Annotated in this window: 18 protein-coding genes and 1 pseudogene; 7 read left to right on the plus strand and 12 right to left on the minus strand. The window is 67.5% G+C overall.

All coding sequences use genetic code 11. The features are described from left to right. Positions 1–126: 126 nt before the first annotated feature. Positions 127–510, minus strand: a complete 384-nt coding sequence (locus ABT313_RS33895; protein WP_502884050.1) for an SCO4402 family protein — start codon at positions 508–510, stop codon at positions 127–129. 127 nt (positions 511–637) lie between these two features. Beyond that, on the minus strand, positions 638–895 hold the full coding sequence (locus tag ABT313_RS33900; protein ID WP_350862220.1) for a hypothetical protein: 258 nt from the start codon (positions 893–895) through the stop codon (positions 638–640). An 81-nt stretch (positions 896–976) separates the two neighbouring features. On the opposite strand from ABT313_RS33900, the pseudogene ABT313_RS33905 reads away from it, so the two are divergent. Together ABT313_RS33905 and ABT313_RS33910 are read left to right on the plus strand one after the other, a co-directional pair. Next, positions 977–1,327: pseudogene (locus tag ABT313_RS33905) on the plus strand (alpha/beta fold hydrolase); the annotation flags it as partial. A gap of 362 nt (positions 1,328–1,689) precedes the next feature. After that, positions 1,690–1,866 carry a hypothetical protein gene (locus tag ABT313_RS33910; protein ID WP_350862463.1) on the plus strand — a complete coding sequence of 59 codons (177 nt, stop codon included), beginning with the start codon at positions 1,690–1,692 and terminating at the stop codon, positions 1,864–1,866. A 31-nt stretch (positions 1,867–1,897) separates the two neighbouring features. On the opposite strand, the gene ABT313_RS33915 is transcribed toward ABT313_RS33910, so the two are convergent. Continuing rightward, positions 1,898–2,206 carry a hypothetical protein gene (locus ABT313_RS33915; RefSeq protein ID WP_350862465.1) on the minus strand — a complete coding sequence of 103 codons (309 nt, stop codon included), beginning with the start codon at positions 2,204–2,206 and terminating at the stop codon, positions 1,898–1,900. Between the two features lie 258 nt (positions 2,207–2,464). Here ABT313_RS33915 and ABT313_RS33920 point away from each other — a divergent pair, with 258 nt between their 5' ends. Beyond that, the gene (locus tag ABT313_RS33920) at positions 2,465–3,475 is read left to right on the plus strand and encodes an acyltransferase domain-containing protein (protein ID WP_350862222.1); all 1,011 of its coding nucleotides are present in this window, start codon (positions 2,465–2,467) and stop codon (positions 3,473–3,475) included. Positions 3,476–3,543: 68 nt separating this feature from the next. Here ABT313_RS33920 and ABT313_RS33925 read toward each other — a convergent pair whose 3' ends face one another. From ABT313_RS33925 to ABT313_RS33940, 4 genes are all read right to left on the minus strand, one after another. Next, a complete protein-coding gene (locus ABT313_RS33925) occupies positions 3,544–6,624 on the minus strand; it encodes a GH92 family glycosyl hydrolase (protein WP_350862224.1) in 3,081 nt (1,026 codons plus the stop codon). A 180-nt stretch (positions 6,625–6,804) separates the two neighbouring features. Continuing rightward, positions 6,805–7,542, minus strand: a complete 738-nt coding sequence (locus tag ABT313_RS33930; RefSeq protein ID WP_350862226.1) for a DUF3800 domain-containing protein — start codon at positions 7,540–7,542, stop codon at positions 6,805–6,807. Positions 7,543–7,634: 92 nt separating this feature from the next. Beyond that, complete coding sequence (locus tag ABT313_RS33935) at positions 7,635–8,528, minus strand: Rossmann-fold NAD(P)-binding domain-containing protein (RefSeq protein ID WP_350862228.1); 894 nt, start codon at positions 8,526–8,528, stop codon at positions 7,635–7,637. Then, complete coding sequence (locus ABT313_RS33940) at positions 8,525–9,349, minus strand: phosphotransferase (protein WP_350862230.1); 825 nt, start codon at positions 9,347–9,349, stop codon at positions 8,525–8,527. The genes ABT313_RS33935 and ABT313_RS33940 overlap by 4 nt, the downstream gene beginning before the upstream one ends. A gap of 77 nt (positions 9,350–9,426) precedes the next feature. On the opposite strand from ABT313_RS33940, the gene dapD reads away from it, so the two are divergent. Next, positions 9,427–10,365: a 2,3,4,5-tetrahydropyridine-2,6-dicarboxylate N-succinyltransferase gene (gene dapD / locus ABT313_RS33945; RefSeq protein WP_350862232.1), complete on the plus strand. Its 939-nt coding sequence runs from the start codon at positions 9,427–9,429 to the stop codon at positions 10,363–10,365. 147 nt (positions 10,366–10,512) lie between these two features. On the opposite strand, the gene ABT313_RS33950 is transcribed toward dapD, so the two are convergent. Further along, on the minus strand, positions 10,513–11,709 hold the full coding sequence (locus ABT313_RS33950; RefSeq protein WP_350862234.1) for an RNA-guided endonuclease InsQ/TnpB family protein: 1,197 nt from the start codon (positions 11,707–11,709) through the stop codon (positions 10,513–10,515). A gap of 47 nt (positions 11,710–11,756) precedes the next feature. Between ABT313_RS33950 and ABT313_RS33955 the strand changes: the two genes are divergently transcribed. Next, entirely contained in the window at positions 11,757–12,734 is a 978-nt protein-coding gene (locus ABT313_RS33955) for a VldE C-terminal domain-containing protein (RefSeq protein ID WP_350862236.1), read from the plus strand. A 117-nt stretch (positions 12,735–12,851) separates the two neighbouring features. On the opposite strand, the gene fdxA is transcribed toward ABT313_RS33955, so the two are convergent. Then, entirely contained in the window at positions 12,852–13,178 is a 327-nt protein-coding gene (fdxA, locus tag ABT313_RS33960) for a ferredoxin (protein ID WP_012923087.1), read from the minus strand. Between the two features lie 117 nt (positions 13,179–13,295). Here fdxA and ABT313_RS33965 point away from each other — a divergent pair, with 117 nt between their 5' ends. After that, positions 13,296–14,222, plus strand: coding sequence for a GNAT family N-acetyltransferase (locus tag ABT313_RS33965; protein WP_350862238.1), 927 nt, complete (start codon positions 13,296–13,298; stop codon positions 14,220–14,222). Here the strand turns inward: ABT313_RS33965 and ABT313_RS33970 are convergent. Continuing rightward, positions 14,204–15,574: an MFS transporter gene (locus ABT313_RS33970; RefSeq protein WP_350862240.1), complete on the minus strand. Its 1,371-nt coding sequence runs from the start codon at positions 15,572–15,574 to the stop codon at positions 14,204–14,206. The genes ABT313_RS33965 and ABT313_RS33970 overlap by 19 nt on opposite strands. Positions 15,575–15,629: 55 nt before the next feature. Here ABT313_RS33970 and ABT313_RS33975 point away from each other — a divergent pair, with 55 nt between their 5' ends. After that, the gene (locus ABT313_RS33975) at positions 15,630–16,067 is read left to right on the plus strand and encodes a type II toxin-antitoxin system PemK/MazF family toxin (protein ID WP_350862242.1); all 438 of its coding nucleotides are present in this window, start codon (positions 15,630–15,632) and stop codon (positions 16,065–16,067) included. Positions 16,068–16,076: 9 nt separating this feature from the next. Here the strand turns inward: ABT313_RS33975 and ABT313_RS33980 are convergent, their stop codons facing one another. Beyond that, positions 16,077–17,849, minus strand: a complete 1,773-nt coding sequence (locus ABT313_RS33980; RefSeq protein WP_350862244.1) for a VanW family protein — start codon at positions 17,847–17,849, stop codon at positions 16,077–16,079. 111 nt (positions 17,850–17,960) lie between these two features. Continuing rightward, positions 17,961–18,479 carry a flavin reductase family protein gene (locus tag ABT313_RS33985; protein ID WP_350862246.1) on the minus strand — a complete coding sequence of 173 codons (519 nt, stop codon included), beginning with the start codon at positions 18,477–18,479 and terminating at the stop codon, positions 17,961–17,963. Between the last annotated feature and the right edge of the window lie 11 nt (positions 18,480–18,490).

The following is an 18,490-nucleotide window of genomic DNA, read 5'->3' on the forward strand; positions in this document are numbered from 1 at the left end:
CCCGACCCCACCAGCGCCGACCGAAAAGTATCAGTCACCAATGCATCCCAGCTACAAAACTGCAGCAACCTGCAACTTCCCAGATTCCTGTAACGCCGAGCCTCGAGGACTTCCTCGGCCTCCGCACTACGGCTGCTGCATGCCCCAGCTGCGGATCATTGCTGCCGACGCGAGCCCTGCCAGGCGGCCGACCTCTGGCCATCGCGGATCCGCCATGAAGACGCTTGCGCCGACATCCCCGTGCTCTGCGAGCAAGACATCCAGGAGCTGCCCGAGACTCCGCAGCCGCTCGATCTCATCTCCCGCTACGAGCACGGTTCCTATCGAGTCCGCAGGGTCAGGAAGGACGGCGGCATCGTCGTACAGGATATGTACGTGGTAGTCGAAGTCGTCGTGCTGCCCGGGCTGGAAACCCTCCCCGCGGATCCAGGCCCGCTCCTGGTACTCGACGTCGAACAAGACAGCAAGCGTGTCCAGCACATCACGCCGCATCCGCGGAAACCGAACCACATCCAACTCCGACTCCAACAGTTCTCGTCAGCCAGGCCCGTGCGTCCGCGGCCTCTGGTGCGAGAACACCTACCGCCGGCCGGATGCATCAGCAGTACCCGCCGCATGGCATTTGGCACGGTGGGCCTCAGTCGTTCATCTTCTCTTCCGATGGCCTCAGCCGGAATTGCGATGCGCACCAACCAACCAACAGGTCCATGACGTCGAGGACCTTCTCTTCGTCGTCCTCCGAAACCAATCCTCGGATCTGTCCTAGGTCCTCCAGAAGAGCATCGTCAGCGACTCCCTCATTCAGCATCCGCTGGACCACGAGCCTAAGGCGCTCACGGCCGTCGCTGGCGTGCTCTACCGCAGCCAACATTTCGTCACGGCGTTCGACACTCACTGAGTAAACCTCAGTCCGCGATGCAGATCGGTCAAGCTCAGGCCCTCCAACCAGCTGACCGATTCTATGTCACGACGCTCGATGCAACTGCCTCGGATCAGTTCGGCCAGCCAGACCAAACCGTACGAGGTCGCATTGGCCGGCCGTGCAACGATTGCCTCGGTTCGCTCCAGACACTCGGCGGATTCGGAGGACGCGCGTACGCCGGCATTCCACGTCGTGGCTCCGTCGCTGCCGGGCTTTGGGTACAGCGACAAACCGACCGCCACCGGGTGGGGTACCGAGAAGATCGCGGCCGCCTGGGTGGAGCTGATGGGGAGGCTCGGCTACGGCAAGTTCCTGGCGCACGGCGGCGACTGGGGTGGCAACATCACCACGGTCCTTGCCTGCCGGTTCCCGGAGTACGTCCTCGGCATCCATACGACGTTCGCGGAAGGACCGCCTGGGTTGTCGACGGACGGCCTGACCGCGGTCGAGCGCCAGTGGACCGAGGAGACCTACGACTTCTGGCAACACCGCGCGGCGTACGCCAAGCAACAGGCGGCCCGCCCGCAGACCATCGGCTACTCGCTCGTCGACTCGCCGGTCGGGCTGCTCGCCTGGATCCTCGACAAGTTCGCCGCGAGGTCGGACACCCAGGACAGCCCGTTCGAGACGATCTCCAGGGACCGCATTCTCGACGACGTCACCCTCTATTGGCTCACGCGATCCGGCGCCTCAGCAGCCCGCATCTACTACGAAAGCCACAACTCACTCGACCCGACCTCCGTGTCGACGTCCCGACAGCGATCACCATGTACCCCCGCGACATCGAGAAGTGCCCACGTCCCTGGGCCCAGGAACGCTACCGCCAGATCATCCGCTGGCACTCCCCCAATGCCGGCGGCCACTTCCCGTCACTGGAGGTCCCCGACTACTTCGTCAAGGACCTACAAGAGGGCCTCGCCACAGTCCTGGCTGCTACTCGCTGAGCATCTGTGCAGGACATCTGCGGCAATTGTCTCAGTCGCCAATGAAGCGCAGCTCGGCCGCCGTACCCAGGCTGCCCTTGTCGCACAGATCGGCGAGCTTCTCCAGCAAAGGTCGGGCTTGCTCCAGGGCTTGAGGCAGGAGCTGCCGTACTTCAGCCGACAGTGCGCCCAACTCCTTCCCAGTGACCAGCACTTCGCCGAAGGGGTCCACCCGTCCGAGCAGCGGGAACCCAGCTGTCCCTTCGCCGTCGTCTGGAAGGGATGCCTCGAGAAAGTCCCACCATTCCTCGGCCCCGTCGACCAGTTGGCCGTCGATCCAGAGCTCGATCCTGATAGCCATCGCAACTAGTCTCCAGATCCTTCATCCCCATGTCGCTGCGCCGGCCGCACAATCAGCCGGAACTGTGGAGCGCACCAGCCGGCCGAGAGGTCCATGACGTCGAGGACTCAACCGCGGCCAGTAGTTGGTCTCGGCGTTCGATGGTCACATGGGAACCTTAGTCACCTCCTTGGCTGCTACGTTCGTGGAGGGAAACCCTTGGGAGCCCCCCGTTCGGTATGAGTCTGTTGAAGGCTCTCGAGTGAGGGAGGCGGACCGGTGTCTGGTGTCTGGTGGGAATTGGATGCTGCCGAGGTTGCGCGGCGGCTGGGGTTCGCCGACGGCGTGGTGGAGCGGCTTGCGCCTGTTGGTGGGGTGGGTGGGCCGGAGGTTGCGTTGCCGTCTGATGAGGTGGTGGGGCGGCTTTGTGCGCGGTTGGGGATCGAGGACGTTGATCGCGAATCGCTGTTGGCGGCGCGGCCGGATGCGCAGCGGGATCCTGAGCTGTGGTGGGTGTTGAACTGTTCTTATCGGCTGTTGCTGGCGCAGATGGGGCAGCGGCGGGGTGGGGATCCTGCTTGGGGGCCGTTGCCTGATAACACGGGCACTGTCGGGCGGCATTTGTTTGTGTGGGCGTTCCTGGCGGTCGTGCCACATGTGCGGGACTATCACGCGACGATCGGGTTGAGCGACGACGAGTCGTGGGAGTCGTTGCGGGCGCTCGGTGAGGAGTTGGCGTTGTCGCGGCGGCTCACGGGGCGCGCGGGGTTGGATGCGACTTGGGGCTTGCCGATGGTGTTCACGGGAGTGGGGTTCAGGCTCGGGCGGTTGGCGTTCGAGCGGGAACCATGGGACGGGGTGTTGAACACGCATGTGCCGGCGGGTCGGGAGCCGTTGAGCGAAGCGGCCTGCGATGCCTCGTTCGATCGGGCCGTCGAGGTCGTCGAGCAGTTCCCTGAGCGGGTTGAGGCATTCGCGTGTCACTCGTGGCTGATGGATACCCAGCTGGCGCAGTACCTGCCGGCGTCCTCCAACATCATGCGATTCCAACGGCGCTTCAGCGGTTTCAGCGATCGGGTGGAGGCTGACTGGGCGCCGCTCGAGCATGTGTTCCACCAGCGGTACGACGAACCCGTCGTACCGCCGGCGTTACTGGACGAGCTGCCCCAGCGAACCACTCTCGAGCGCGCGATCGTCACGCACCTCAAACGAGGCGGCCGCTGGTACAACCAGACCGGCCGGATCCGCCTCCCGCGCGCATCGAGTCGTGGCAAATGGCTCGGAGCGTGAATCGCGAGTCGTGGAATTAGGTCGATTTCGGGAGCCACGTTCCACGACTCGGCGAACGGGTGGCTGGGTTAGGACAGGAGCTCAACTTGGGCGAGGGTGGCTTGTTGGGCGAGGGTCAGGCGGTAGTGCTGGAACTCTGCCGGGGTCGGGATTGCGAAGGGGCGGGTTTGGCGGGGCCAGCGGAAGGACTGGTTGGTTCGCTCGTCGAGGACGATCCAGGTGGTGCCGTCGGTGGAGGCCTCTAGCCGCCAGCTGGTGGGGGCAGAATCCAGGTCGGCTGAGGTGAGGGTGTAGAGGGTGGGGGCTGCCGGCGACGCGAGGGTCCAGATGACCGTCTCGACCTCGGCGGAGGTGGCCGAGGTGTCGTCGAAGAGCGGGTTGTCCGGCTGGCGGGGAATCAGATCGACGAGCGGCCGCGGTACGGCGTCGTCGCGGGTCAGCGCCGGCGGGGACTCGAGGGCTGCCCAATCCGACGGCGTCGCGCCGAGGGCGAAGTCCAGCTGGGTCGCGGCGTGGAGTTCCGCGGCGGTGATCGATGCCGTGGGCAATGGTTTGCCGTCGACGAGCACGTCCTGGACGTAGGGGTGACCAACGTCTGAGGCTGTCACCACCAGGGGCTCACCGCCGAGCGGCGTCACGACGACGCGGGGGAAGAGCGGTGAGCCGATGGTGTACTCCGGCGCACCCACCCGCAACGGGTACAGGCCGAGCGCGGCGAACAAGTACCAGGCGGACATCTCCCCGTTGTCCTCGTCACCGGGATAGCCCTGACCGATCTGCTCGCCGACGTACAGCCGGTCCAGCACCTCGCGGACGATCGCCTGCGTCTTGTGCGGTGCGCCGGAGTAGTTGTACATCCAAGCGATGTGATGTGCGGGCTGGTTCGAGAACCCGAACTGGCCCATCCGGACGGCCTGCGCCTCGAGCATCTCGTGGATGACGATCGAGTACGTGCCCTTCTTCACGGCGAGTTCGGGGGTGGAGAAGAACGCGTCGAGTTTGGCCTCGAGGCCACGACGGCCGCCGTACAGATTGGCGAGTCCGCGTGGGTCGTGGGCGACGTGGAAGGCGAAGTTCCAGCCGTCGGTCTCGGTGAAGTCGCCGCCCCACTCCTCGGGGTCGAAGTCCGCAGGCGACTTGGCGAAGGTCCCGTCCGCCAGGCGGCCCTGGAAGAAGGTGACCGCGGGGTCGAAGAGCAGGACATAGTTCAGCGACCGGCGGCGCAGGTACTCCGCCTCCTCCAACAACTGCGAACGCCGCTCACCAGACACCTCCGAAGCCAGCTGCAACGCCATCGACGCGAGCGCGAAGTCGTTGAGATAAGCCTCCAGCGACCACGACACGCTCTCCTCGGTGTCCGTGCTCACGTAGCCGGCGAAGAACCCGCTCTCCGCACCCTTCCGCCCAACCTCGGTCGCCTCCGGCGCGACGGTCGCGTTCCGCAGCCCGGCGTCGTACGTCGCCAACGGGTCCGGCAACTCGACGCCCTTCAGGTACGCGTCGGCGAACGACACGTCCGAGCTCGTCCCGGTCATGCAGTCGGCGTACCCCGGCGAGGACCACCGCGCGATCCACCCGCCGTCGCGGTACTGCTGCACGAACCCGTCGACCAGCTCACCGGCCAACGCCGGGTAGAAGAACGCGTACGCCGGCCACGCAGTCCGGTACGTGTCCCAGAACCCGCTGTTCACGTACATCTTGCCGGGCTTGACGACCGCATTCGACAACCGCTCGGTCGCCGCACCGTCAACGGGAAGCACCGGGCTCGCATACACGTACGACGGCTCGGCGGCGGTTCCCGCGTTCTCGAAGTGCGAGTTCGGGTAGAGGTTGAGCCGGTAGAGGTTGCCGTACACGGTCCGCAGCTGCGGCGGCGTCGCGCCCTCGGGCCGGATCACTGCGAGGCGCTCGTTCCACGCAGCGTTGGCCGCGGCCTGGATCTCCTCGAACGAACGGCCCTCGAGCTCCAGCGACAGGTTGTGCCGCGCCTGGTCGACGCCGATGAAGGATGTTGCTATCCGCAACGTCACCTCGGGTACGTCGAAGCTCGCCGCCCGCGCGTTCTCGCGACCGCCATCAGCGGCGCCGAAAGCAGTCGGCCCGGAGGAGAATTCGCCGTAGCAGAACATCCGCGTCCGCCCGAACTGCGCGCCGTTCTCGACCCAGCCGGTGACCGCGGTCCCGTCGTACGCGAAGGCGCCGTTCTCGTCGATCGTGTCGAACACCAGGTGCCGCCCGGCAGCATCGGCCGGGAACGTGAAGCGGAAGATCGCGCCGTGGTCGGTCGGAGCGAGCTCCGCGCGTACGCCGTTCGCGAGCGCCACCGAGTAGAGATCCGGCCGCGCGACCTCGTCGTCATGGCTGAACGCGACCGCGCGCTCGGCCGGATCCCCCAGCGGCGAGGCCGCCGCGACCGGCATGATCGTCAGCTGGTCGCGGTCGCCCATCCACGGACTCGGCTGGTGCGAGAACGTGAGGCCCTGCAGCTCGGGGCGGTTGTCCGCGTTGTTGGCGCGGTGGTACTCGTACGGCCAGCGGTACGTCGACGCGTTGGTCACCGGGGTGAGGAAGTTGAACCCGTTCGGCCAGGCGGTGATGGGCAGCGTGTTGCCGCGCGAGAAGTCGTGGCTGGCGTTCGTACCGCGGCGGGTGTCGACGTACGCCGCGAGGTCCGTACCGTCCGGCTCCACCGGCGCCGGCCCGACCTCCACGTCGTCGATCCAGCCCGCGAACTCGTGTCCTGCCTCGGGCGCGTCCACGACGAGCACGACGTCCGCGATCGTCTTCCCGGCGTACGCGGAGAGGTCGACCTGCACGTCGTTCCACTGGTCGGCGTACAGGATCTTCGCCGCGCCCTGCCCGGCCGCATCAGCCGGCTTCCCGTACTGATCAACCCCCGCCGACCGCGTCCCGTCCGCGAAAACCAGCTCGACAGCGACGTACGTAGCCGAGTAGGTCAGCCCTGCATCCAGCTCCGGATAAACCTTGTACCGCAACCGATCACCGGCCTGGACCACTCCCCCGACCCCCGGCAGCCCGACTTCCTGCCTCCCGCCGGACGTCCCGGAGTACCGACTCCCCTCCACACTGCTGAACCCAGCCCGCGCACTGGTCGATCCACCTGGCCCACCACCGGTCTCAATAATCACGGCGCAATGTTACGTATCAATGCGGCGGAGCCGGAGGAACGTTTCCATCGTGGACCCAGGTGCTTGCTGCTATCCTCGTGCACACGAGGCCTTCGATGGCCGCGGAGAGAACGCCAGGTCTGCTGTCAGACCCGCCTGTCAGGTGCGGCGCTCCGGACCATCGAAGGCCTCGTTCTTCGCTCACAGCCCGTCCACGGGCCACCACGGGTACGCCGCCATAGTGCCGGGGAGCACGATCCCTTCGAACCCGTCGGGATACCTGATCTGCGGCCGGACCGCCAGCAGGTGGTGCGCCTCGAATCCGCCGAATTCATCGGCTTCCAGGGCAGCGCGCAGCATCCCGCAGTACTGATCCGCCGCCTGCAGCCCGTCCAGCTGCCCTGGACCTAGGAACCCAGGTCTGCCTCGGAGCAAGTCCCACGGGCGGTCGACCGAGTCACTCGCTCGCAGTTTCTCGAACCAGGCGAGGGTCTCCTCGTGCCGGAAGCCACGCACGTGCCCGAAGGTGATCACGACATCGCGCCGCCCTCCCGGCCATTGGTCCGCGGTGTCCAGGACCTGTTCCAGGACACGGCCGGCAACGAAGTTGTAGAAGGCGACCTGGTCCGACATCGCCTCGGCGGCCGCGGCTTTCTCGACCAGCACGATGTTGAGGACTGCACCCGGCACTGCGGCGAGCTGCGATGCCACGAACTGTCTGCGCGGGTAGCGCTTCACATGCTCGGTCCAGTGCAGCGGCTTGTGCGCAGGCACGGACAGCCGTCGACGACACTCGCCGATCGCACGCCGCATGACCGAGTCGTCTTCGTCGGCGAGGACCAGCGCAACCATGCCGAAGTACCGCGACGATCTCGACGACAGACCGCGGTCGCCGGTTTCGTCCACGTAGGCGCGCACCAGCGGCCGGTCGAAGTACATGGAGCGACACCTTAGGTGCCATGGAGCTGTGGCGAAGGGCATCAACTGGCGCCTGTGGATATCTGCCCCCGGATGCCCCTGGATGCCCTACATCAATGCGGCGGCTCGGGAGGAACGTTTCCGCTGCTGACCCAGGTGATGTAGTCGCGGGCTGATTGTTCGGGTGGGCGGAGGTGGAGGCCGGTGGCCAGGGCTCGGTCGTTCAAGAGTTGGAAGGTGCCGTCGTTGGTGCCGTCGTGGGGGAGGTGGAAGCGGTCTTCGGTGGGGTGCCAGTCCATGGGTGGAGGGTTGGGTACGACGGAGCGCCAGGCGTCGGCCAGGGCCGTCATGGTGTGGGTGGGGCCGACCGCGTTGTACGGGCCGCTCGAGCGGGAGACGGTGAGGTGGAGGAGGAAGGCGGCCAGGTCGCGGGCGTCGATGTACTGGATGGGCTGGTCGGGGCGGGCGGCGCATTCCATCGGGAGGCCGTGGGCGAGGGCCCAGCCCCAGTTGCCGAAGTCGGGGTTGTAGGGGCCGACGACGAAGCCGGAGCGTACGGCGGCGGTACGGTCGGCGAAGATCTCCGTCAACAGCGACTCACAGCGGACCTTCGACGGGCCGTAGAGGTCCATCGTGAAGTGGTCCTCGGGTGCACCGTCCGGCCACGGCAGCAGGTCGGCGTACTCCGCCATCCCGGGCGTGATCTTGCTGGCGTAGACCGCGATCGACGACATGAACGTGTAGAAACCGCAGCGGTCCCGCAGTACCGAGGCGCTCAACGAGACGTCGCGGACGAGGAAGCCGGACATGTCGATCACACCGTCCCACTCGCCCGTCGCCAGCACGTCAGGCGCGGCGCGTTCGCCGACGAGGCGGCGTACAGATGGGAAGAGTGATGGGTTCGTCTGACCGCGGTTGAAGAGCGTGACATCGTGGCCGGAGGCAAGGGCTGCCTCGACGACGTGGCGGCCGAGGTTCTTCGTACCGCCCAGCACCAGGAGCTTCACGCCAGCGCTCCCACCACATCCGCGAGTTCGGTCAGCAGCCCGTCGATCCAGTTAACCGAATCCGGGATCGTCCGCAGGCCTTCCTCGACGATGAACTTCAACGCGACCAGGTAGAAACAACCGCCGCCGACCAGGAGCTGCCGCTCGACCAGGGCAGGATTGGCGCCTGCGGCATCGATGTAGTGGGCAACGATCGGAGCGCGGTCGTGCCCGAGGGACTCGGCGTCGCGAAGCAGGGTGTAGAGGTCGCTGAGGTGCGGTGCGAGATAGGTGCCGGGCCAGTCGATCGCGGTCCAGCGCGTGCCGTCGGTGACCAGGTTCTTTGGCACGAAGTCACCATGCACGACCGCGACGGGAGCCTGAAGATGCAGCGCGGCCAGCGCCTCGGTCAGCGGGCTGAGATCGAAGTCGATCCGCCCGATCCGGTCTGCCATCTCCTTCACCCGCTCCGGCGGGAACTCACTGCGCTGCGGCACCTCCCGCGACCGGATCGTCGCCGCCAACTCGGCGGCTACGAGAAAGCCCTCCGCGCTCGGCTCCTGCTCCAGCGTCACCCGCCCGACGTCCGCCAGCACCAGCACACCCGCTTCCGCCGAGCGATACCGGTGCAGCAGCGCGGGCGCCGGCAGCTCCAGCGGTACGACGAAGCGCTCGTACGACGCGGCCTCGTCGGCCTGCCCGTCGGTCCCCCGCTTCACGATCACACTGCGCAGTCCGTACGACAACCGCCACACCTCGGACGATCCCCACTGCCGCAACAGCTCCCCACTCAACGCCCCGACCGCAGGCGCCTTCGTAGCCTCGAGAACCGGATCGGACACGACCTCAAGCCAGGCGGGAAGCATCCGAAGAGTAGACCACGCCTCGCGCCGGATCGCCGCCGAATTAGGGTGTAGCCATGACCGAGAATGCCGTGCATGCCTGGGGCTTCGGCCTTGCGACCGTGACGACCGCCGGAGACGTCCTCGACGTCTGGTACCCGGCGCCCGCGCTCGGAGCGCGGCCCGAGGACACCAAGGCGCCGGCCGCGATGATCGCCGCCGAAGGCCACGACGACCTCCGGCAGGTACGGCGTGAGGTGGTGACGACCCAGATCGTGCTGGACGAGGCCCCGGCCGGTACTGCGGATGCGTACCTCCGGCTGCACCTGCTCAGCCACCGTTTGGTCCGCCCGCACGGCGTCAACCTCGACGGAATCTTCGCCGCCCTCCCGAACAACGCCTGGACCTCCCTCGGCCCGGTCCCGGTCGACGAGATCGAGAACGTCCGGCTGCGGGCGCGCGCCGCGGGTCAGCACCTCGGCGTGACCAGCGTGGACAAGTTCCCGCGGATGACGGACTACGTCGTACCGTCCGGGGTCCGGATCGGCGACGCGGACCGCGTCCGGCTGGGTGCGCACCTGGCCGAGGGCACCACGGTCATGCACGAGGGCTTCGTGAACTTCAACGCCGGCACCCTCGGTACGTCGATGGTCGAGGGCCGGATCGTGGCGGGGGTTGTGGTCGACGACGGCAGCGACATCGGCGCGGGCGCCTCGATCATGGGCACCCTGTCCGGCGGCGGCAAGCAGGTCATCTCGATCGGCAAGCGCTGCCTGCTCGGCGCGAACGGCGGGACCGGCATCTCGCTCGGCGACGACTGCGTGGTCGAGGCCGGCCTGTACGTGACGGCAGGCACCAAGATCACGCTCCCGGACGGCAGCACGGTCAAGGCCCGTGAGCTGTCCGGCCAGCCGGGCCTGCTGTTCATCCGCAACTCGGTCACCGGCGCGGTCGAGGCCCGCCCGCGCAAGGGCGAAGGCATCACCCTCAACGAGGCGCTGCACGCCAACGCCTGACCTGTACGAAAGTATGACTTTGCCAACCACCGGCAGCTTGGGCACGTCAATTACTGTGTGATTGACGTGCCTGTCCCTCTCGGGGTTACCGACGACGTTGGGAGCGGTTTGACGTCCTCCCCACTCGTCCGGCGGGGATTTCAACGACTACGCGGAGGTAGCGAGTTGGGGTTCACGCTTCGACGAGACCGGTTCGAGCGTCTCTCGGCGTGCGCTGACGGCCCGTCCGGCCGCGATATTGACTGCCGCGTTCACGTCCGCGTGCGCCCGGCGTCCGCAGGCAACGCATCGGAACACCGCTTGGCTCTGGCGGTTCTCCGAGGCGCAATGCCCGCACACGCTACAGGTTTGCGAGGTGTAGGCGGGATTAACCAGCTCGACTCGTCCTGGCGCCTTCTGAGTCAGACGGGTCACCAAGGCTCCCCAGCCGCTGGCCAGGATGCCGCGATTGACGGCGGCCTTGGCGTGGCGACCGTTGAGCAGGTACTTGCTAGGTTGCTCAGGATCAGGTCTGGGTTTGGGCCGCCTGGTCATCTGGGCGGTGCGAAGGTTCTCCAAACAGAGGACATCGAATCGCCGTGCCAGGTTGGTACTGGTTTGCTCAACCCAGTTCCTGCGCCGGTCGCCCGCCCGAGCGTGCAGCTTCGCGATCGCGACCTTCATCCGGCTCCGTCGAGCCGACCCAGGTCGGCACCGTTCCAGACGACGCTGCAAGTGTTTGAGGCGCGCCCGCTCAGTCGCCGACAGGCCAGGGCAGATCAGGAGCTCACCGGTGGACAGGGCGGCGGATACGGCCACACCGCGGTCAACGCCGACCGCTTCGCCCGTGCCAGGTGCAGGAATAGGCTCCGGTACGACGGCGAATGCCAGGTGCCAGCGACCCGCACGGTCGCGCGTGATCCGATACGACTTGGCGTCAGGTATGGCACGCGACAACCGGAACCGCACCCAGCCGACCTTGGGCACATCGGCCGCCGCCCATCGCCGGCTGAACTTCACGACTCTCGACGCCTTCGGACCGACAACGCGGAGCCCTTCGCACAATCCGGCTTTACGCCAGGTCGGGCGTCCGTGACTGCCGGCGTAGAAGTGCCTGACAGCTTGGTCGAAATCTCGCAACGCCTGCTGCTGCACCATCTGCGACCCGGCCCGCAGCCACGCAAAGGCGGAGCGAGCCTCGGTCAACTGGCGGGATTGTTCGATGTACCCGGGCGGGCGACGTCGGTCGCGGGTCCACATCGCCCACTGTTCAAGTGCCAGGTTCCACACAAAGCGGGCTTGCCCGCATTGACGCAGCAACGCAGCCTCTTGCGTCGGCGTCGGGTACAGGCGGAACCGGGACATGGCACGTACCCAATCAGCTGGCACCGACAACTTTTGTGGAGCGGGCCATGCCGGTGAAGCGTGGTGCCCTCGTGGCCGTGGGTGCCATTGGCGTGCTCAGTCTTGCCGTCGGCGTCGGCATTGCCTGGCTCGGCGGTAAGCAGGTCGGCAATCTTCTGCCGCCGCGTGAGCAGTGCACGGCCACGGTGAACGGCCAGATGGTCGTGCTCGACTTCGAGCAGGCCGAGTCGGCGGCGATCATCGCGGGCACCGCCGTACGGCGCGGTCTGCCGGCCCGAGCGGCGACGATCGCGCTCGCCACGGCGTACCAGGAGTCCGACCTGCGCAACCTGGCGCACGGCGACCGCGACTCGCTCGGCCTGTTCCAGCAACGGCCGTCACAGGGCTGGGGTACGGCGACTCAGGTCCGGGACCCGTATTACGCGACCGGGAAGTTCTACGACGCGCTGGTGAAGATCAAGAACTACCAGACGCTCGCGATCACGGTCGCCGCGGACAAGGTGCAGCGCAGCGCGTTCCCGACGGCGTACGCCGATCACGAGGCGGACGCCCGGGTCCTCGCGTCCGCGCTGACCGGGCAGTCGAAGAGCGTCTTCAGCTGCACCATGAACAGCGACTCGGCGCCGACCGAGAAGATCGGGCCCAACGGGCTGACGCCGCGCGCGGACGCGGTCCGGAAGGATCTGATCCGGACGTTCGGGAAGCTGTCGACCGGCGGGTACGCCGCGGGCGGGGTCTCGACCGGGCACATGGAAGGGTCGGCGCACTACGACGGACGGGCCGTGGACGTGTTCGTCCGGCCGATCTCGGCGGCGCACACCACGAAGGGCTGGGCGATCGCGCAGTACCTGGTCGCGCGGGCCGACCTGCTGAAGATCAAGACGGTCATCTTCAGCGACAAGATCTGGACCGCCGGCGGCCGCTCGGACATCGGCTGGCGGGACTACACGCCGCCGGAGCGCACGGGCGACCCGAAGATCCTCCGCCACCTCGACCACGTCCATGTAGACGTACTGGACCAATAGAAATGGGACGCCCAACCGGGCGTCCCATTTCTGTGACCGGGTGCTTACTCGTCGTGTTCCTGCGGGGGCAGGGCAGCGACCACCCTCACTTCTTCTTTTCTTCTTTTCTTCTTTTTCTTACTCGTCGTGCTCCTGCGGGGGCAGGGCGGCGATGAACGGGTGGTCCTTGTCGATCTTGCCGAGCTTGGACGCACCGCCGGGCGAGCCGAGGTCGTTGAAGAAGTCGACGTTCGCGGTGTAGTAGTCCTTCCACTGCTCCGGGGTGTCGTCCTCGTAGTAGATCGCCTCTACCGGGCAGACCGGCTCGCACGCTCCGCAGTCGACGCACTCGTCGGGGTGGATGTACAGCATCCGGTTGCCCTCGTAGATGCAGTCGACGGGGCACTCCTCGACACAGGCGAGGTCCTTCAGGTCAACACACGGCTGCGCGATGACGTAGGTCACTGCTACTCCTCCTATGGCAGGCAAGCGCAGCGTCGGATTCGGGGTGCTGCGATGCGGTGATGCTCGTGTCTCTAGTATCACGGTAGTACTTCGCCCACTTTGCCAGGAGTCCGGATCGTGTCAGGCCTCGGTGCCCGTGATATCGGCCACCGTGTCGTCGTCCGGCACCGGATCCCGGGTGGTCTGACCGACGTTATCGGGGTTCTCCAGTCCTGGGACCCCCAGAGCCTGGCTGTCCGCCACGCGGACAGCACCGTGCACGAGATCCCGGCCGCTGACGTGACGGCGGCCAAGACCATCCCCGAGATGCCGCTGCGGCCGGTGGACGTCGACCAGCTGTTCCTGACCACGGCGCTGGGCCGCCCGGCGGTCGAGCGGGCGTACATCGGCCACTGGTTGCTCCGGGCATCGTCGGGCTGGACCGGCCGGGGCAACTCGCTCCTCCCGACGGGCAGCCCCGGGATGCCCGTCCCCGATGTCCTCAGACAAGCGGAGGACTTCTACACCGAGCGAGGCCTTCCCCCACAGGCCCAGGTCCGGCTCGGCAGCCCGCAGGAGGAAGAGATCCGCGCCTGCGGGTGGGTCGACGCGCGGCCGGAGCAGTCCGACGTACTGGTCATGCACACCACGCTCGACCACGTGAACGCCGAGCCCGGGTACGACGTACAACTGGCTGAGCGGCCGAACGCCCAGTGGTACGCAGGCGCCTTCGAGGGCCCGGTGCCGGATGTGGCCCCCAAGGTGCTGGAGGGAGCCGCGAAGGCTGTGTTTGCCTCGGTGACGCTCGACGGGCAGGTTGTGGCGGTCGGGCGGGGCTCTATGACGGGTCACTGGCTCGGCGTGGACGCAATCCGGGTCTGCGCGGCGTACAGGCGCCGCGGACTCGGCACTGCGATCGTCCAAGGGCTCGCGCGCTGGGCCGGCACCCAGGACGGGCGGCGTACGTACCTCGAGGTGCTGCTCGAGAACGCCGCCGCCGTGACGACGTACACCCGCCTCGGCTACCGCGAGGCGTACAGGTACCGCTATCTGACCAATCGGTGAGCCGCACCGGCCCCGATCAGCGTCAGTACGACGAAGCCCGCTACCACGACCTCCAGCGCCCGACTGGGGTCCCCAGCCAGCGCGGCGTAGGTCGAGCCGGCGAGCGCGACACCTAGCGCTCCAGACAGCTGTGCGTTCGTCGCAACCACTCCGGACAGGTCAGCGGCGTACTCCGAGGACATGCGCGACGTGACCGCGCCGATGAGGGTGTTGGCGCTGATACCAAGCCCCAGCCCGCCAATGCCCAGCAGAGCGAACAGCAGCGGACCAGCGTGTCCGCCAAGGAACAGGTAGGCCAGCACGGACACATAGCCGAGTGCCAGAACCAGACAGCCGATCACAGGCATCCACCGCACTCCCCTGCGCAGCCTCGGCAGGACAGGTCCCGCCAGACCGAACGCAGCCACCCAGACAACCATGGCGAAGCCGGAGTACGCCGGACCCTTGTGCAGACCGCCCTGGAGGTAGAGGGCCAGCACGAAGAGCAGAGCGAAGTACGTGCCACTCGTGCACCCGTGGGCGAGCAGACCGGCGCGGACCGAGCGGTCGGCGAGTACCTGCCGTGCTACGAGCGGCCGTCCACCACGTGCAGCCGTACGACGTTCGCCGTACTCGAAGAGGGCCAGAGCGGGCAGGCTGAGCAGGAGGCAGAGCCAGGACCAGGTGGGCCAGCCGCGTTCGGAGCCGAGCAGGAGCGGCACGATGACGAGCAGAACCGTTGTGGACAAGGCGAGTACGCCGGCCAGGTCCAGGCGGTCGCGACGCGCAACAGAATCGGCAGGCAGCAAGCGACGGCCTGCCACGGCCAGAGCGATGCCGATGGGCACATTGACCAGGAAGATCGGCCGCCAACTGGCGCCGAAGATGTCGGCGGCGATCAGCACACCGCCGAGCAGCTGACCGGCCACGGCGCCGCCGGACAGGGCGATCGAGAAGTAGCCAAGCGCCTTGAGCCGATCGCGGCCCTGGAAGTGCAACTGGATGCCGCTCAGCACCTGCGGCACCATCAGCGCCGCACCGGCGCCCTGGACGAAGCGAGCAACCACCAGCGTGGCGATGCCCGGAGCGAGGCCGCACAGAGCGGATGCCGCGGTGAAGACGGTCAGGCCGAGCAGGAACGTCCGCCGGTAGCCGAGCGACGAGCCCAGACGCGCACCGGTGATCAGCAGTACGGCGAACGCGACGACGTACCCGGAGACGACCAGGCCGACCGCGCCTTCGGAGGCACGCAGATCGGCGCCGATCGACGGTCCGGCGACGTTCGCGACCGCGGTGTCGATGTTGGCCATGAACTGGCCGGTGAGCAGGACGGCGAGGATCGCGCCCCGATTACGCGTCTGAGTGATGTGCACGTCAGTGGAACGGTGTGAGGCCGCTGTGATGTGAGGGGCGTTAGGCTCCCGTCCTATGGCGGATCACGTGGTGGAGCGTCCGGAGTACCCCGGGGACTTCGAGGGGACCGTGCACGTCGAGTACAAGCCACACCCGGACGACGGAGTAGCCGACCCGGGCGAGATCGTCTGGACGTGGGTGCCGTTCGAGGAGGACCACCACCGGGGCAAGGACCGGCCGGTGCTGGTGGTCGGCTCCGACGACGCCTACCTGCTGGCGCTGATCCTGACCAGCAAGGACCACGACCGCGACGCCGCCGACGAGGCGCGCTGGGGCCGGGTCTGGCTGGACATCGGCAGCGGCTCCTGGGACAAGGAACACCGGCCCAGCGAAGTACGGCTCGATCGGGTGCTACGCATCGACCCGCAGCAGGTACGCCGTGAAGGCGCGGTCATCGACGAGCAGCTGTTCAACCAGGTCGCCGCTGAGCTCCACACGCTCCACCGCAGCTGACGACCGGCGTCAGCTGGCCGGACGTGTCGGCGGCTTGACCCGGCCAGGCGGCGTCGTCGTACCGCCCGGCGGAGGTGTCGTGGTGGTGCCGGGCTTCGGGCCGCAACGGATGTCGTTGGCGGCGTTGTACTTCGTGGTGAACTGCTCGGTCTTCACCCGGGCGCCGTTCTTCGCGAAGTACCGGTAGATGGTGATGTCGAAGCCGGGGGTCGGCGCCTGGGCCTCGCACTTCGGGTCCGGGTTGTATTGGACGACCGGCTGCTTGAAGTTCGACTTCTCCGACTGCCCGGCGGTGATGTCCCAGACCTTGGTGCCCCAGATGATCACCCGGATGCTGCCCGACCTCCCCGGGGTGGACGGCTTGAAGATCGTCTGCACCAGGACTCCGTGGCCGGAGTCGTTGAGGAACTTCAGATCGACGTTCGGCCAGGCGACGGTCGCCTCGCGGCCGACCGGGTAGCGGGAGATGTAGACGCTGTGCGCCTTGTGCTCGAGGACCTTCAGGCCGGCGAAGAAGGCCGCATTGAACGTGGTCGTCGCGGACTGCGACACCCCGCCGCCAAGGTCCTTCTCGAACTTCCCGCCGCTGATGATGTAGCCCTCGGTGAACCCGTTCTCCTTGGTCCGCTCGCCGACGATCTTGTTCAGGCTGAACGTCTCGTTCGGCTTCAGCAGCGTCCCGTTGATCTTGCGCGCGGCCGTGCCGATGTTGGTGTTGCGGTACGGCGCGTGCGGGAACTGGGTCTGGAACTCGCCCATCTTCTGGGTGATCCCGAGCGCCGTCGCCTGCTCGGTCGTGAACGCCGCCTTGGTCGGCGTCAGCGGTACGGCGGCCCGCCGCTCACCGGTCGGCTTCGGCAGGATCGCCAGGATCGCCGCCCCGACCTTGGCCCGGTCGACGACCATGCCGTCGACGGCCGGGACCACCTTCGGCCCGGCGCCGACGATCTGCACCGTCGCGTCCTTGGGCAGCGTCTCGAGGGCCTTGAACCGCTGCTGGAACAACGGCTCCAGCAGCTTCGTCCGCAGGGCCGGGATGACCTGGCCGTCCTGCGCGGTGAGCGTGAGCGCCGGCGCGATCTCGGCCGGCTCGAGCTCGACCGACTTGGCGCCGACGGTCAGCCGGACCGGGCCGGACATGGCCGGCTCGGCGAAGTCCGTGAGCGCCTTCTTGATCGCGTCGTTGCCGGCCTTCGGCTGGGTCACGCCGACCGGAAGATCCTTCGGGTTCCCGTCCGAGGGGTACGCCGCGACTACGGCGGCAGGCGCCTTCGCGGCGTCCAGTTGCAGCCCGGGAGCCGGCTGGTGAGTGACCGGAGTGGTGCCCTTGAACGTGATCGTGCCCTCGGTGGCCGGCCGGTTCACCTGGGCGGACAGCTTGTCGATGGCGGCCTTGAGCCGCGCGTCGTCCTTCTCGACGACGGGCTGGACCGCGTCCCCACCGGTGAGCGCGTGCCAGATCCGGGCCGGGGACAGGCTGCGTCCGGCTCCCGCGGCGTCGACGGTGGCATCCACGTCGACCGTCAGCCCGGCGTCGGCCGGTGCCACGGTGAACTTCGACTCGCCCGCCTTCAGCGCGATCGGGGCCGCGATCCGGTCCTTGAGACCGGCGTCCAGCTTGGCCTTCGCATCGCCCTTCGAGAGACCGCCGATCGGGATCCCGAGCACGGTCGTGTCACCGGGAATCTTGTCGCCGGCGAAGGCGAACGCCGCTCCGTACCCCACGACCAGCACGCCGAGCCCCGCGGCGGCGATGATCCCCGCGAGCTGCTTTCTCCCCACCGGACAGAGTCCTCCTGCTCGAGCCGTGGTCAAGGCACAAGCGGACATCTTACGGGACGCGGAAGGGTCCTCCGACCGCCGGGGCAGCCCCTGGTTGCCCCGCGGTAACGCTCAGTTTCCCGGGAGATTCCGGTAGTGACTGGAGTGGTAGATCAGCGCGCTCGGGTCGGCCGGCTCGCCGGTGCCGAGGCTCAGCACCTCACCCACCACGATTGTGTGGTCGCCGCCGTCGTACGTCGCCCAGGTGCGGCACTCGAGCCAGGACAGCGAGTCGTCGACCACCGGGCAGCCGGTCTTCGGGCCGGCCGTCGTACCAATACCGTCGAACTGGCTGTACAGGTCCCGCCCGGACCGGGCGAACCGCTCCGCGATCTCCCGCTGCGCACCGGACAGCACCGACACCGCCCAGTACCCGCAGTCGAGTACGGCGGCATGCATGCGCACGCCCTTGTCCACGCAGACGAGCACCAGCGGCGGGTCGAGCGACACCGAGGTGAACGCGTTCGCGGTCATGGCGTGCGCCACGCCGTCCTGCAGCGTGCTCATGATCGTGATCCCCGACGCGAACCGCCCGAGCGCCGTACGGAACTCCGCAGGCGGGACGCTCCCACTGCGCTCGGATGAGGACACCACTGCAGGTT

The sequence above is a fragment of the Kribbella sp. NPDC000426 genome (assembly GCF_040300265.1).
Taxonomy (GTDB): Bacteria; Actinomycetota; Actinomycetes; order Propionibacteriales; family Kribbellaceae; genus Kribbella.

What these genes read in the sequence shown, in the direction of transcription:
- ABT313_RS33910 (WP_350862463.1), top strand. Translation starts at nt 1,690, where the DNA reads ATGTACCCCCGCGACATCGAGAAGTGCCCACGTCCCTGGGCCCAGGAA.
- ABT313_RS33915 (WP_350862465.1), bottom strand. Translation starts at nt 2,206, where the DNA reads ATGGCTATCAGGATCGAGCTCTGGATCGACGGCCAACTGGTCGACGGG.
- ABT313_RS33930 (WP_350862226.1), bottom strand. Translation starts at nt 7,542, where the DNA reads ATGTACTTCGACCGGCCGCTGGTGCGCGCCTACGTGGACGAAACCGGC.
- dapD (WP_350862232.1), top strand. Translation starts at nt 9,427, where the DNA reads ATGACCGAGAATGCCGTGCATGCCTGGGGCTTCGGCCTTGCGACCGTG.
- ABT313_RS33950 (WP_350862234.1), bottom strand. Translation starts at nt 11,709, where the DNA reads ATGTCCCGGTTCCGCCTGTACCCGACGCCGACGCAAGAGGCTGCGTTG.
- ABT313_RS33955 (WP_350862236.1), top strand. Translation starts at nt 11,757, where the DNA reads ATGCCGGTGAAGCGTGGTGCCCTCGTGGCCGTGGGTGCCATTGGCGTG.
- ABT313_RS33975 (WP_350862242.1), top strand. Translation starts at nt 15,630, where the DNA reads ATGGCGGATCACGTGGTGGAGCGTCCGGAGTACCCCGGGGACTTCGAG.